At 70.9% G+C, this 14827-nt stretch carries 13 protein-coding genes; 7 read left to right on the forward strand and 6 right to left on the reverse strand.

Annotated features, from left to right (window positions below):
• Positions 1–12: 12 nt before the first annotated feature.
• The 6 genes from rsmG to rpmH all read right to left on the reverse strand — a co-directional run bounded on the left by rsmG (position 13) and on the right by rpmH (position 3163).
• Positions 13–699, reverse strand: a complete 687-nt coding sequence (gene rsmG / locus FB388_RS36930; protein ID WP_142107290.1) for a 16S rRNA (guanine(527)-N(7))-methyltransferase RsmG — start codon at positions 697–699, stop codon at positions 13–15.
• Complete coding sequence (locus FB388_RS36935; RefSeq protein ID WP_142107291.1) at positions 692–1192, reverse strand: Jag family protein; 501 nt, start codon at positions 1190–1192, stop codon at positions 692–694. The genes rsmG and FB388_RS36935 overlap by 8 nt, the downstream gene beginning before the upstream one ends.
• Before the next feature lie 92 nt (positions 1193–1284).
• A complete protein-coding gene (gene yidC / locus FB388_RS36940) occupies positions 1285–2376 on the reverse strand; it encodes a membrane protein insertase YidC (RefSeq protein ID WP_142107292.1) in 1092 nt (363 codons plus the stop codon).
• Positions 2370–2654, reverse strand: coding sequence for a membrane protein insertion efficiency factor YidD (gene yidD, locus FB388_RS36945; protein ID WP_142107293.1), 285 nt, complete (start codon positions 2652–2654; stop codon positions 2370–2372). The genes yidC and yidD overlap by 7 nt, the downstream gene beginning before the upstream one ends.
• The gene (rnpA, locus tag FB388_RS36950; RefSeq protein ID WP_142107761.1) at positions 2647–3006 is read right to left on the reverse strand and encodes a ribonuclease P protein component; all 360 of its coding nucleotides are present in this window, start codon (positions 3004–3006) and stop codon (positions 2647–2649) included. Before rnpA ends, yidD begins: the two co-directional genes overlap by 8 nt.
• Before the next feature lie 13 nt (positions 3007–3019).
• Positions 3020–3163, reverse strand: coding sequence for a 50S ribosomal protein L34 (gene rpmH / locus FB388_RS36955; RefSeq protein ID WP_075952533.1), 144 nt, complete (start codon positions 3161–3163; stop codon positions 3020–3022).
• Between the two features lie 477 nt (positions 3164–3640).
• Between rpmH and dnaA the strand changes: the two genes are divergently transcribed.
• From dnaA to gyrA, 7 genes are all read left to right on the forward strand, one after another.
• Positions 3641–5239 carry a chromosomal replication initiator protein DnaA gene (gene dnaA / locus FB388_RS36960; protein WP_142107294.1) on the forward strand — a complete coding sequence of 533 codons (1599 nt, stop codon included), beginning with the start codon at positions 3641–3643 and terminating at the stop codon, positions 5237–5239.
• Between the two features lie 790 nt (positions 5240–6029).
• Positions 6030–7190 (forward strand): DNA polymerase III subunit beta, encoded by a 1161-nt coding sequence (gene dnaN / locus FB388_RS36965; protein ID WP_142107295.1) that lies wholly within the window; start codon positions 6030–6032, stop codon positions 7188–7190.
• An 18-nt stretch (positions 7191–7208) separates the two neighbouring features.
• Positions 7209–8174, forward strand: coding sequence for a phosphogluconate dehydrogenase (NAD(+)-dependent, decarboxylating) (gnd, locus tag FB388_RS36970; RefSeq protein ID WP_281290536.1), 966 nt, complete (start codon positions 7209–7211; stop codon positions 8172–8174).
• A gap of 3 nt (positions 8175–8177) precedes the next feature.
• Entirely contained in the window at positions 8178–9311 is a 1134-nt protein-coding gene (gene recF / locus FB388_RS36975; protein WP_142107297.1) for a DNA replication/repair protein RecF, read from the forward strand.
• Positions 9312–9656: 345 nt separating this feature from the next.
• Positions 9657–9986: a DciA family protein gene (locus FB388_RS40740; protein WP_246122762.1), complete on the forward strand. Its 330-nt coding sequence runs from the start codon at positions 9657–9659 to the stop codon at positions 9984–9986.
• 271 nt (positions 9987–10257) lie between these two features.
• Positions 10258–12237 (forward strand): DNA topoisomerase (ATP-hydrolyzing) subunit B, encoded by a 1980-nt coding sequence (gene gyrB / locus FB388_RS36985; RefSeq protein WP_142107298.1) that lies wholly within the window; start codon positions 10258–10260, stop codon positions 12235–12237.
• Between the two features lie 45 nt (positions 12238–12282).
• Positions 12283–14781: a DNA gyrase subunit A gene (gene gyrA, locus FB388_RS36990; protein ID WP_142107299.1), complete on the forward strand. Its 2499-nt coding sequence runs from the start codon at positions 12283–12285 to the stop codon at positions 14779–14781.
• Positions 14782–14827: the final 46 nt, after the last annotated feature.

Consider the following 14827-nt stretch of genomic DNA (forward strand, 5'->3'; position numbering starts at 1 on the left):
ACACCTTGAACGTCACGCCCGCCCTCTCCTGCGCGTCGTGCGGACCGGGGCACCGGCATTCCGCTCGACGACGACCACCGTGCTGGGAGGATCGATGATCCCCGACCCGCACCGTTCGATCCGGGGGACCCCACCGCCGAGTCGTCGCACGGCAGCCGTGTCCCGCTCCACCTCGTCAGCCGCGGCGGCGCCCTTGATCGCGAGCATGTGCCCGCCCGGCCGGAGCAGCGGCAGGCACCAGCCGGCGAGGCGGGCCAGCGGCGCGACGGCACGAGAGGTCACCACGTCGGCTCCCTCCCATCGCCGCCGCACAACATCTTCCTCGGCCCGACCCCGCTCCACCTCGACCGCCACGCCGAGATCGGCAATCACCTCTCGCAACCACTCGACCCGACGAGCGAGAGGCTCCACCAGGACGATGCGGGCAGCGGGCAGGGCCAGCGCCAACGGTATCCCGGGAAGCCCGGCTCCCGAACCCACGTCGACGAGACGCGCGCCGTCCGGCACCAGGGCCGCGACGACCGCGCAGTTGAGCACGTGCCGTTCCCACACCCGATCCGCCTCACGCGGACCGATCAACCCGCGCTCGACGCCGGAGGTGGCGAGGTGCTCGGCATAGCGTCGGGCGAGCGGGAGGCGCTCGCCGAAGACAGTGGTGTCCCGGTTCGATTCCGCTTGCGCAGACCCGGTATCAGGCACTGCGGAAGATGACGACCTGCCGGCGCGGCTCCTCGCCCTCGCTCTCGCTGGAGACGCCCTTGACCTTCGCGACGGCGTCGTGCACGACCTTGCGCTCGAACGGCGTCATCGGGCGAAGGCGCACCGACTCCCCGCTTTCCAGCACCTCGTTGGCCGTGCGGGTGCCGAGGTCGGTGAGCTCGTCCCGGCGGCCTTCGCGCCACTTCGCGATGTCGAGCATCAGCCGGCTGCGGTTGCCCGACACCTGCTGCACCGCGAGCCGGGTCAGCTCCTGCAGCGCCTCGAGCACCGCACCGCGTTCCCCGACGAGCTTGTCGAGGTCTTCGCCCCCGACGATGCTGACGATCGCCCGCCCCGCCTCGACGTCCAGGTCGATGTCGCCGTCGTAGTCCAGGATGTCGAGCAGCTGCTCGAGGTAGTCGCCGGCGATGTCGCCCTCGCGCACCAGCTGGTCCTCGGCGGAGGTGGCCCCGTCCTGCGCAGTCTTCGGCACGATGCGTCTCCTCTCTGAACAGGTGCGGCGCGCCCGGTGATCCGGAACGCGCCGCTGCGGTCGCCGGTGGGCGACCGCGGATGTCTGGTGGGTCAGCGGCGCTTGCGCGGGCGGCGCGCCGGCGGCCGGGAGCCGCCTCCGCTGCGCGCACCGCGGTCGACGCCGTTCAGGCTCTTGCCGGTGCCGTTGCCCGACGCGTCCTTCGGCTCGGTGGCCGGAGCAGCACCGTTCGCGCCGGGTCCGGCCGGCTTGCGGGTGACGGGCTTGGCGCCCGGGCGCTTGGCCGGCTGCTGGGGCTCGTCGGCCGGCGCAGTGTCCGGCCGCACCGGCTTCTGGCCGGGCCGCGGAGCACGCGCCTGCCGGGTGACGGCCGCCTGCTCGCGCTTGGCGCTCTCCTCGGCGTCGATCCGCTTGTAGACGACGTACTGCTGACCGAGCGTCCACAGGTTGTTCGACACCCAGTAGAGGAGCACTGCGAGCGGCAGGAACGGCGCACCGACGACCACACCGATGGGGAAGATGTACAGCATCAACCGGTTCATGATCGCGGTCTGCGGGTTCTCGGCCTGCGCCGCGGTCTGCCGGGCCACCGAGTGGCGGGCGGTGATGTGCGTGAAGAAGCCCGCGGCGATCATCAGCGGGATCATGACGATCAGCATCGAGGCGATCGAGGTGCCGGCGGCGTTGAGGAACTCCTCGCCCTGCAGCACCCAGTTGCCCAGCTTCGCCCCGAACAGGTCGGAGCGGTTGAAGGACTGGACCTCCTCCAACCCGAAGAAGTAGTTCTCCGTACGGGGTGAGCCGTCGCCGTTGGTGGGGCCGAACTCGCGCAGCACGTGGAACAGGCCGATGAACACCGGCACCTGCACCAGGACGGGCAGGCAGCCGCCGAGCGGGTTGACGCCGTGCTCCTTCTGGAGCCGCTGCATCTCCTCGGCCTGCTTCTGCTTGTCGTTGGCGTACTTCTTGCGGAGCTTGGCGATCTCCGGCTGGAACTCCTGCATCCGGCGCATCGAGCGCACCTGGTGCACGAACGGCTTGTAGAGGATGGCCCGCAGCGTGAAGACGAGGAACATCACCGACAGCGCCCACGCGATGCCGTTGTCCGGCCCGAGGAGGAAGCCGAAGACCTCGTGCCAGACCCAGAGGATGAACGAGACCGGGTAGTAGATGAAGTTCAGCACGGGGCTTGCTCCTCGATGTTCTTCCGGGCCGGGCGGGATCGGCGCGGCGGCACCGGGTCGACTCCGCCAGGGTGCCATGGCGCGCACCGCGCCAACCGCCTGACCGTGAGCCAAGAACCGCGCAGCAGACCGTGCACCTGCAACGCCTCGATCGCGTACGCGCTGCAGGTGGGGTAGAAACGGCAGGTCGGGGGGAGTGCTGGGGACACCCAGCGCTGGTAACCGCGCAGCAGCGCGACGGGCAGCCGCGTCAGCGGGGAACGGCGCTCGTCATCCACGGCGCGTTCCACCCGCCTTCCGGAGGACCGCGCGGATGCCCGAGTCGAGGTCGTCGCCCAGCTCGGCCGACGTTGCGTCGGCGGCGGGCGGCAGCGCCCTGACCACGACCATGGCGCCGGCCGGGAGCTCGCCGAGCCTCGGCGCGAGCAGGTGGCGCAGCCGGCGGCTCACCCGGTGGCGAACCACGGAGCCGCCCACGGCCTTGCTCACCACCAGCCCGGCGCGCGGGGCGTCGCCGTCTGCGGGACAGTGCATGTGGACCACGAGCCTGGACCGGCCGCTGCGCCACCCCCGCCGCAGGACGGCGGCGAACTCGTCCCGGCGCGTGAGCCGGGACCCGGCCGGCAGCACCGGGCCGGCCGGATCAGGCGGAGAGCCGCTGGCGGCCCTTGCCACGGCGGGCCGCGACGATGGCGCGCCCGGCGCGGGTACGCATCCGCAGCCTGAAGCCGTGCGTACGGGCCCGGCGGCGGTTGTTGGGCTGGAAGGTGCGCTTGCCCTTGCTCACGGTCGGCTCTCCTGGTCGGCGGCGGTGCGGGGCAGGCCGTCGATCGTCATCGTTCGGGTTGGGTCGGTGGTGCATCGGCGCCCGCACGGATCGAGGACCGCTCTCGGCACACGACTGGGCGCACCACGGGCAGCACACGACCCGCATGCACGGGCACGGTTGTGACCAGGGTACATGGCAGGTGGGCCGGCGTCGTCCTGCGGGGGAGGCCACCGCGGGCACGACGACGACGGTCATCCTGTTGCCCGATTGCGTGACAGCGGTGGCTTGTGACACCGGCCCGACGTTGTTAGCGTCCCCCTCCCACACTTGGATCCGGGGGGATCACGACTTCGTCGGCTGCACGGGCCCGCACGTGTTTCACGCTGCGTGCCCGCGTACCGTCTTGCGCACAGGTGTGGACAAGTCTGGGGATGATCGCCCCTAATCCGGGGTGCGTGATCGTCCGGGGCGACGACCGGAGGGGAGCGCGGACCGGTGGCCGACCAGCCAGGTGACTTGGGACAGGTCTGGAACCGTGTCATCGCCGATCTCTCCGGCGCCGCGGCCGGATCCGGTCAGTCGCTCTCCCCGCAGCAGCGCGCCTTCCTCCGGCTCACGCGCCCGCTCGGTCTGATCGACGGCACGGCGCTGCTCGCGGCGCCGAGCGAGTTCGCGAAGGACGCGATCGAACGCATCCTGCGCCGGCCCATCAGCGATGCGCTCGGCCGGCACCTGGGTGTCACCGTGAACCTCGCGGTGGTCGTCGACGCCTCGGCCGCGTCCGGCGGCACCGAGGTGCCCGACCCGCCGGGAGCCCACCCGCGCACCGTCGCCGCCCCCGGTGTCAACGACCACCTCCCCGTCGAGCAGCCGGACGAGCCCGTCGGCTCCGATGGAACGGTGCTGCCGACCACGGGCCCCCTCGACGTGGTGGCGGGCAACGACGGCGCACGCACCAACGGCGGTGGTCCCCGCGAGCCCGGCGGCGACGGACGTCCTGCCGAGGTCTGGCCCACCTACTCCGGCCCGCCTGCCGGCGACACCGTCAGCCCGCGCTCGCAGACGCGGCTGAACGAGAAGTACACCTTCGACACCTTCGTCATCGGGGCGTCCAACCGCTTCAGCCACGCCGCCGCCGTCGCGGTGGCCGAGGCGCCGGCCCGCGCCTACAACCCCCTCTTCATCTGGGGCGACTCCGGACTGGGCAAGACCCACCTGCTCCACGCGGTCGGCCACTACACGCAGCGGCTGTTCCCCGGCATGCGCGTGCGGTACGTCTCCACCGAGGAGTTCACGAACGACTTCATCAACTCGCTGCGCGACGACCGCAAGGTGGCCTTCCAGCGCCGCTACCGCGACGTCGACGTGCTGCTGGTGGACGACATCCAGTTCCTGGAGGGCAAGGAAGGGACCCAGGAGGAGTTCTTCCACACCTTCAACACCCTCCACAACGCCAACAAGCAGATCGTCGTCTCCTCCGACCGGCCGCCGAAGCGCCTCGAGACCCTCGAGGACCGGATGCGCACGCGGTTCGAGTGGGGCCTCATCACCGACATCCAGCCGCCCGAGCTGGAGACCCGCATCGCGATCCTGAGGAAGAAGGCCGCGCAGGACCGGCTCGCCGTCCCCGGCGACGTGCTCGAGTTCATCGCCGAACGCATCGAGCGCAACATCCGCGAGCTGGAGGGCGCGCTCATCCGCGTCACGGCGTTCGCGTCGCTGAACCGGCAGCCGGTCGACACGCAGCTCGCCGAGATCGTGCTGCGCGACCTCATCCCCGACTCCGCGGCGTCCGAGATCACGGCGCCCACGATCATGGCGGTCACCGCCGAGTTCTTCGGCGTCACGATCGACGAGCTGTGCGGGCCGGGGAAGTCGAAGGCGCACGCCCAACCGCGCCAGATCGCCATGTACCTGTGCCGCGAGCTCACCGATCTCTCCCTGCCGCGCATCGGGCAGACCTTCGGCGGCCGCGACCACACCACGGTCATGCACGCCGACAAGAAGATCCGCAACGAGATCGCCCAGCGCCGCAAGACCTTCGAACAGGTCCAGGAGCTCACGGCGCGGATCAAGCAGCGCGCCCGCCACTGAGCGCGGCGCACGCCTCCCACCGCGACGCATCCCTCCGCCGGGCGCGCACCTCCTCGCCGGCCGCGCACCCCTTCCCCGGCGACGCGCCCCGTCGACGAGGCGCGCGCCCGGACGACCGGTGCGCGAGCCGCGCCATACCTCTTCTCCTGTGTGTCAGGGCCAGTAGCGGTCGCTCCCCGTGCACACCCGTCGCATCCCGTCACCACTCCCGGTCACGGCTCGTCGTCACCCGGGTGCTCGCAGCGAGCACCGACGGGTTGCGCAGAGCGAGGATCGGCGACCGGATCCGGTCGCGCTCCGTCCCCACCCGACCACTCTTCACCCACATCTGGGGACAACTCTGTGGATGGTCGCCGAGAGGCCGGTGGACGGATCGTGCGCAGACGGTGGAAAACCGGTGTCCACCGCGGGGACAGGTGGACGTTCCGAAGCGTCATCCACCGGTCACCTCATCCGCCCACGGGTGCGCCCACCCGACGCTCCCCACCCGGACACGGCGTCCGACCAGCGGGAACATCGTCCATCCACAGTTTGCACAGGCCCTTTCACTACTGCTGGATCTATCTCTTTGAACATCCAAGAAAGAAGAAGCGACGTGGATGGAGTGAGTCGGCTCGTCCCGATCGGGTAGCGCATGGCCGGGATGACACCCGCCGTCCGGAGGCTCTACGGTGGTCTCCCCGGCCCGGGTCATCCCGGCACCGCGGCGGCGTCCGGGCGCCGCACCCACAACGCCCGCCGGCATTCGAGCCGGCGACACTGAGTCGTCCCCAGCGCGAGAGGTCCCCTCATGAAGTTCCGGGTCGAACGCGACGTCCTCGCCGACGCCGCCGCCTGGGTGGCCCGCAGCCTCCCGGCACGGCCACCGGTCCCGGTGCTCGGCGGCGTTCTCGTCGAAGCCTCCGGTGGGGCCGACGGCGACCGCCTCACGGTCTCCGGGTTCGACTACGAGACGTCCGCCCGGGTCGAGCTCGACGCCACGATCGGTGACCCGGGCCGCGTGCTCGTCTCGGGCCGCCTGCTCGCCGACATCACCCGCGCGCTCCCGTCCAAGCCGGTCGATCTCGTCGTCGACGGCTCGCGCGCCACGATCAACTGCGGCAGCAGCCGGTTCAGCCTGCCGACGATGCCGGTCGAGGACTACCCGCAGCTGCCGGCCATGCCCCAGCTCGCCGGCACCGTGGCCGCGAGCGAGCTCGCCGAGGCCGTCGCGCAGGTCGCCGTCGCGGCCGGCCGGGACGACACGCTGCCGATGCTCACGGGCATCCGGCTGGAGATCGAGGGCCAGCGGCTCACGCTCGCGGCCACCGACCGGTTCCGGCTCGCCGTCCGCGAGCTGGACTGGACCCCCGAGGACGAAGCGCAGTCGAGCGCGGTGCTGATCCCGGCGCGCACGCTGGCCGAGGTCGCGAAGACGCTTTCCGGCGCCGGCACGGTCGAGATCGCGCTGTCCGCCGGCGACGGGATGCTGGGCATCACCGGCGGCGGCAGGCGCGCCACCACCCGCCTGCTCGACGCCGAGTTCCCGCGGTTCCGCCAGCTGATCCCCGCCGAGCACACGAGCGCCGCCGTGATCGACGTCGCCCCGCTCGTCGAGGCGATCAAGCGCGTCGCGCTGGTCACCGACCGCGTCGCCCAGGTCCGCATGGAGTTCGCCGACGACGGGCTGCGCCTGGCCGCGGGCGGCGACGACGTCGGGAGCGCCGAGGAGGAGCTTCCGTGTGAACTCGACGGCGCGCCGCTAGTGATCGCGTTCAACCCCGGGTACCTTCTCGACGGCCTCGGTGCCCTGCACACCGAGCGGGCGCAGCTCACGTTCACCACACCGAACCGCCCCGCTCTGGTGCGCCCGGTGCCCGCCGCGCCTGCGGAGGACGCGGCGACGGAGGAGACTCCGGAACCGGTGCCGGGGTACCTGCACCTGTTGATGCCTGTGCGCCTGCCCGGCTGAGCGGTGCGCGCACCCGACCTGCAGGAGAGACGACAAGTGCAACTGGGACTCATCGGCCTGGGCCGTATGGGCGGCAACATGCGCGACCGGCTGCGGTCGGCGGGCCACGAGGTCGTCGGTTACGACCCGCGCCCGGAGGTGAGCGACGTCGAGTCGCTCGCCGCGCTGGCGGAGGCGCTCACGGCGCCGCGGGTCGTCTGGGTGATGGTCCCCTCCGGGGAGCCGACGCGCGGCACCGTGCGCGCGCTCGCCGACGTGCTGGAGGCCGGGGACCTCGTCATCGACGGGGGCAACTCGCGCTACACCGACGACGGGCCCAACGCCGCGCTGCTCGACGAGAAGGGGATCGGTTACCTCGACGTCGGCGTCTCGGGCGGGATCTGGGGCAAGGCGAACGGCTACGGGCTCATGGCCGGTGGGTCCGCCGAGCACATCGAGCGGGCGATGCCGATCTTCGACGCGCTCCGTCCGGAGGGGCCGCGCGAGGAGGGCTTCGTGCACGCGGGCCCCGTTGGCGCGGGCCACTTCTCGAAGATGGTCCACAACGGCATCGAGTACGGCCTGATGCAGGCCTACGCCGAGGGCTTCGAGCTGCTCTCGGCCGCCGAGCTGATCACCAACGTGCCCGGTGTGCTGGAGGCGTGGTCGCGCGGCACGGTGGTGCGCTCGTGGCTGCTCGACCTGCTCGTCGTCGCGCTGAAGGAGGACCCGGGCCTCGCGAAGCTCGACGACTACGTCGAGGACTCCGGCGAGGGCCGCTGGACGATCGAGGAGGCCATCCAGCACGCCGTGCCGCTGCCGGTGATCTCCGCGGCGCTGTTCGCGCGGTTCGCCTCCCGGCAGGACTCCTCGCCCGCGATGAAGGCGGTCGCGGCGCTGCGCCAGCAGTTCGGCGGGCACGCGGTGCGGTCGGCCGCTGGACCGGCCGGAACGCCCGGTGAGCACGCCGGGCCGAGCTCGGGCACCGGCACCACTCAGAATTAGTCCGTGCACCTGCGCCGGCTCGCCGTCACGGACTTCCGCTCCTGGGAGAGCGCCGAGCTCGACCTGCGGCCCGGCGTCACGGTGCTCGTGGGGCCGAACGGGGTCGGCAAGACCAACCTCGTCGAGGCGGCGGGGTACCTGGCCACGCTCGGCTCGCACCGGGTGGCCACCGATGCCCCGCTCATCAGGCGGGGTGCGGCGCGGGCGCTCGTGCGCGGGCTGGTGGTGCACCAGGGCCGCGAGCTGACCGTCGAGGTGGAGATCGCCCCCGGCCGCGCCAACCGGGCCCGGGTGAACCGGGCTCCGGTGGCGAAGCCGCGTGACGTGCTGGGGATCCTGCGAACCGTCCTGTTCGCCCCCGAGGACCTCGCGCTGGTGCGCGGCGACCCCGGTGAGCGTCGCCGGTTCCTCGACGACCTGCTCGTCTCCCGGTTCCCGCGCTACGCCGCCGTGCGTTCCGACTACGACCGCGTGCTGCGGCAGCGCTCCGCGCTGCTCAAGACCGCGAGGAGCGGCGGCGACCTGCGCACGCTCGACGTGTGGGACGGCCACCTCGCCCGGCACGGGGCCGCGCTGCTCGCGGGCCGGCTCGAGCTCGTCGCCGCGATCGCCCCCCGTGCCGTGGAGGCGTTCGCCGAGGTCGCGCCGACCTCGGACCCGATCGCGCTCGCCTACCGGTGCAGCCTCGAGGGCGAACTGCCGTCCTCGGTCGGCGAGCTGGAGCCGCTCCTCGTGGATGCGATGGGGCGCATGCGGCGGCAGGAGGTGGAACGCGGCGTCTGCCTCGTCGGCCCTCACCGCGACGACCTGGAGCTGCGGCTCGGCGAGGGGCCTGCGAAGGGGTACGCGAGCCACGGCGAGTCCTGGGCGCTGGCGCTCGCGCTGCGGCTCGCGTCGTACCGGCTGCTCTGCGCCGACGACGTCGAGCCGGTCCTCGTGCTCGACGACGTGTTCGCGGAGCTCGACTCACGTCGGCGTTCCGCCCTCGCCGACGTCGCTCGGCGCGCCGAACAGGTGCTGATCACGGCGGCGGTCGCGGAGGACGTCCCGGAGGGTCTTTCCGGCGACCGGTTCGCGGTGAGCGGAGGGCATGTGGAGCCGTTTCCGCAAGAGGCCACGTCAGGAGGTCGACTGTGATCTCTCCCACCTGGGGACAAAGGTGTGGATACTGTGGATAACTTTCGCCGCACTGGTGATGACGAGGCGAAACGACCGCCCGTCGTACCCCGCGAACCGCCCGGCGCGCCCCATTCGAGGGCGGTTGTCCCCAACCCTGGGGATGATTCGGGGACGACCGCTGGTCGCAACCGCGGGGCGGATCTGGCCCGTGAGGCGCTGCGCGCGGCCCGGGAGGCCAACGCCCAGCGAGCGGCTCAGCGCAGCGCGGAGAACGAAGGACGCAAGCCGGTCAGCTCCCGCGGGCGCCGCAGGCGGTGGTCGGGTGCGGGCCCCGACGAGCGGGATCCGCAGCCGTTCGGCCGGGTGGTCTCCCGGGTCGCCCTCGACCGGGGCTGGTCGCCGCGGCTGACCGACGCCACCGTCCTGGGCCGCTGGCCGCACCTGGTCGGCGCCGAGATCGCCGACCACTGCACGCCCCTTTCGTTGCGCGACGGCGAGCTCGTGCTGCAGGCCGAGTCGACGGCGTGGGCCACGCAGCTGCGTCAGCTGCAGCGCCAGCTGCTCTCCCGGCTGGCCGGTTCGGTCGGGAAGGACGTCGTGCGCCGGATCCGCGTGGTCGGGCCGTCCGGACCCAGCTGGCGGCACGGCCCGCGCCACGTGCGTGGCAGGGGGCCCAGGGACACGTACGGCTGATGGCGATCGCGTCATGCGGCGATTCAGGGCGACGTGATGTGCCCGTAGCCCGTTTCACCCCCCGTGGCGGCCGACGAAACCCGTCTCGGTTCCCGATCGCCTGTCTGTGACGATTCTGGGGGTGTCCTAGCCGCGTTCCTGCCAGGGTGCCCCGGTATGATGGAGGGGTGTTCCCGGGCGCTCCCCGATCGCCCGGTCGAAAGGCCCTGATGCGCCGGGTGCAACCGTGTGCCCGCCGGAAGGGCTGTCGTGGCGAGGAGACAGGCTGCCCGTGCCGGAGAAGAAGAACGCTTACAGCGCGTCGTCCATCACTGTTCTCGAGGGTCTCGAGGCGGTCCGCAAGCGGCCCGGCATGTACATCGGCTCCACCGGCGAGCGGGGTCTGCACCACCTGATCTGGGAGGTCGTGGACAACGCCGTCGACGAGGCGATGGCGGGCTACGCCACGCGCGTCGAGGTCACGCTGCAGGAGGACGGCGGTGTGCGGGTCGTCGACGACGGCCGCGGCATCCCGGTCGGCATGCACCCGGTGGAGAAGAAGCCCGCCGTCGAGATGGTGCTCACGATGCTGCACGCGGGCGGCAAGTTCGACAGCGACTCCTACGCGGTGTCCGGCGGTCTGCACGGCGTCGGCGTCTCGGTCGTCAACGCGCTGTCCGTGGCGCTCGACGTCGAGATCCACACCGACGGCTTCGTGTGGCGCCAGCACTACGCCCGCTCGGTGCCCGGACCGCTGCGCAAGGGGGAGCCCACCAAGCGCACCGGCTCCTCGGTCACGTTCTGGCCCGACGGCGACATCTTCGAGACGCTCACGTTCAACATCGAAACGATCCGCCGCCGTCTCCAGGAGATGGCGTTCCTCAACAAGGGGCTCACGATCGTCCTGCGCGACGAGCGCAACGGGCACCCGGCCGAGGAGGAGGAACCCGACGCCGAGGGCTACGTGGCGAAGGTGAAGGAGTACACCTTCTGCTACCCCAACGGCCTCGAGGACTTCGTCGCGCACCTCAACAAGTCGAAGGACCCGATCCACAAGAAGCTGGTCGCGTACTCGGCGGAGGGCGAAGGCCACGCGGTCGAGGTGGCGATGCAGTGGAACTCCGGCTACACGGAGTCGGTCTACACGTTCGCCAACACGATCAACACCCACGAGGGCGGCACCCACGAGGAGGGCTTCCGCTCCGCGCTGACCTCCACGGTCAACAAGTACGCGCGTGACAAGAAGCTGCTCAAGGAGAAGGACCCGGCGCTGTCCGGCGACGACATCCGCGAGGGCCTCGCCGCGATCGTCTCGGTCAAGGTGAAGGAGCCCCAGTTCGAGGGCCAGACCAAGACCAAGCTCGGCAACACCGAGATCAAGTCGTTCGTGCAGCGGGTCAGCAACGAGTGGCTCGCCGACTGGTTCGAGCGCAACCCGGCCGAGGCCAAGACCATCGTCAACAAGGCGGTGCAGTCCGCGCAGGCCCGGATCGCGGCTCGCAAGGCGCGCGAGCTGGTGCGGCGCAAGAGCGCGGGTGACATCGGCGGCCTGCCCGGCAAGCTCGCCGACTGCCGGTCCACCGACCCGTCGAAGTCCGAGGTCTACATCGTGGAGGGCGACTCGGCAGGCGGCTCGGCCAAGTCCGGCCGCGACTCGATGTACCAGGCGATCCTGCCGATCCGCGGCAAGATCATCAACGTCGAGAAGGCCCGCATCGACCGGGTGCTCAAGAACACCGAGGTCCAGTCCATCATCACGGCGCTGGGCACCGGCATCCACGACGAGTTCGACCTGTCGAAGCTGCGCTACCACAAGATCGTGCTGATGGCCGACGCCGACGTCGACGGCCAGCACATCCGCACCCTGCTGCTCACGCTGCTGTTCCGCTTCATGCGGCCGCTGGTCGAGGCGGGGCACGTCTTCCTCGCGCAGCCCCCGCTCTACAAGATCAAGTGGGGCGGGCGTGGGAGCGAGCCGGAGTTCGCCTACACCGACCGCGAGCGCGACGGCCTCATCGAGGCCGGCCGGGCCGCCGGCAAGAAGCTGCCCAAGGAAGAGGGCGTCCAGCGCTACAAGGGCCTCGGCGAGATGAACGCCAAGGAGCTGTGGGAGACCACGATGGACCCGGCCAACCGGCTGCTCCTGCAGGTCACGCTGGACGACGCCGCCACGGCCGACGAGCTGTTCTCGATCCTGATGGGCGAGGACGTCGAGTCCCGCCGGTCGTTCATCACGCGCAACGCCAAGGACGTGCGGTTCCTGGACGTGTAGCCCCGCGCGCCCCGTCAGCAGGAACCGCATGAGCAGAGAAGGACGATGACCGACACCTTGGACCCCACGCTGCCCCCGCCGCCGGATGGCGACCGCACCGAACCGGTCGACATCCAGCAGGAGATGCAGCGCTCCTACATCGACTACGCGATGAGCGTGATCGTCGGCCGGGCGCTGCCGCTGGTCGAGGACGGGCTCAAGCCGGTGCACCGGCGGGTGCTGTACTCGATGGGGGAGAACGGCTTCCGCCCCGACCGCAGCTACGTCAAGTGCGCGCGCGTCGTCGGTGAGGTGATGGGTAACTACCACCCCCACGGTGACTCGGCCATCTACGACGCGCTCGTCCGGCTCGCCCAGCCGTGGGCGCTGCGCTACCCGCTGGTCGACGGGCAGGGCAACTTCGGCTCGCGCGGCAACGACCCGGCCGCGGCCATGCGGTACACCGAGTGCCGGCTGTCCCCGCTCGCCATGGCGATGCTGCAGGACATCGACGAGGACACCGTCGACTTCGCCGACAACTACGACGGCAAGACGCAGGAGCCGCTCGTCCTGCCGTCGCGGGTGCCCAACCTGCTGATCAACGGCAGCGTCGGGATCGCGGTCGGCATGGCCACCAACATCCCGCCGCACAACCTGCGCGAGGTCGGCGACGGCGTCGTGTGGGCGCTGGACAACTGGGAGGCCTCCGACGAGGAGCTCCTCGCCGCGCTCATGCAGCGGATCAAGGGCCCCGACTTCCCGACCGCAGGCCTGATCGTCGGCCGCGACGGGATCGAGCAGGCCTACCGCACCGGCCGCGGCTCGGTGCGGATGCGCGCGGTGATCGAGGTAGAGGAGGACCCCAAGGGGCGCACCATCCTCGTTGTCACCGAGCTGCCCTACCAGGTCAACCCGGACAACCTCATCGAGTCGATCGCGCAGCAGCACCGCGACGGCAAGCTCTCCGGCATCGCCGAGATCAACGACGAGTCGTCCGACCGCATCGGCATGCGCATCGTGATCACCCTGAAGCGCGACGCCGTCGCCAAGGTCGTGATCAACAACCTCTACAAGCACACCCAGCTGCAGCAGGGTTTCGGCGTCAACATGCTGACCATCGTCGACGGCGTGCCGCGCACGCTCCGGCTCGACCAGATGGTCCGCAACTACATCCGGCACCAGATCGACGTCATCGTCCGGCGCACCCGCTACCGGCTGCGCAAGGCCGAGGAGCGGGCCCACATCCTGCGTGGCTACGTCAAGGCGCTCGACGCGCTCGACGAGGTCATCGCGCTGATCCGGGCGTCCGAGACGGTCGACGTCGCGCGCACGGGCCTGATGGAGCTGCTCGACGTCGACGAGATCCAGGCCCAGGCGATCCTGGACATGCAGCTGCGGCGGCTCGCCGCGCTGGAGCGCCAGAAGATCATCGACGAGCTGGCCGAGATCGAGCGCACCATCGCCGACCTCGAAGACATCCTCGCCCGGCCCGAGCGCCAGCGCACGATCGTGCGCGACGAGCTCACCGAGATCGTCGAGAAGCACGGCGACGAGCGGCGCACGCAGATCGTGGCCGACGACGGCGACGTCACCAACGAGGACCTGATCGCGGTCGAAGACGTCGTTGTGACGATTACTCAGACCGGCTACGCCAAGCGCACGAAGACCGACCTGTACCGGGCGCAGAAGCGCGGCGGGAAGGGCGTGCAGGGCGCGCAGCTGAAGCAGGACGACATCGTCGCCCACTTCTTCGTGTGCTCCACGCACGACTGGATCCTGTTCTTCACGAACAAGGGTCGCGTGTACCGGCTCAAGGCCTACGAGCTGCCGGAGGCCAACCGCAGCGCCCGCGGCCAGCACGTGGCCAACCTGCTCGCGCTCCAGCCGGACGAGCACATCGCGCAGGTCATGCAGATCAAGGACTACCAGGCGGCGCCATATCTCGTCCTCGCGACGAGAAGCGGTCTGGTGAAGAAGTCGCGGCTCACCGACTTCGACTCCAACCGCACCGGCGGCCTGATCGGCATCAACCTGCGCGAGGACGACGAGCTCGTCGGGGCCGTGCTCTGCTCGGCCACCGACGACCTGCTGCTCGTCTCGGCGGAGGGCCAGTCGATCCGGTTCGGCGCGAGCGACGATGCACTGCGCCCGATGGGCCGCGCCACGTCCGGCGTCCTGGGGATGCGGTTCAACGACGGCGACCGGTTGCTGTCGCTCGCCGTGGTGCGGCCGGAGACCTTCGTGCTCGTCGCCACCGCGGGCGGCTATGCCAAGCGCACCCCGATCGAGGACTATCCGGTACAGGGTCGGGGCGGCAAGGGTGTTCTGACACTCCAGTACGACCGTCGTCGTGGCACTCTGGTCGGCGCGCTCATCGTCGGGATCGACGACGAGCTGTACGCGATCACCTCGACCGGCGGGGTGATCCGCACGACCGCCCGGGAGGTCCGCAAGGCCGGCCGGCAGACGAAGGGGGTCCGTCTGATGAACCTCGGCGAGACTGCCACGCTTCTCGCGGTGGCGCGCAACGCCGAGGACGACGCGGACGACCAGTCGCTCGGCTGAGCTCGCGAGCCGCCCCACCCACCAGGCCCCGAGGAGACGTTCACCT

It is taken from the genome of Pseudonocardia cypriaca (assembly GCF_006717045.1).
Classification (GTDB): Bacteria; Actinomycetota; Actinomycetes; order Mycobacteriales; family Pseudonocardiaceae; genus Pseudonocardia; species Pseudonocardia cypriaca.

Bases quoted from the DNA above. Each gene is read 5' to 3' on its own strand.
- dnaN (WP_142107295.1), top strand. From the start codon at position 6,030: ATGAAGTTCCGGGTCGAACGCGACGTCCTCGCCGACGCCGCCGCCTGG.
- gyrA (WP_142107299.1), top strand. From the start codon at position 12,283: ATGACCGACACCTTGGACCCCACGCTGCCCCCGCCGCCGGATGGCGAC.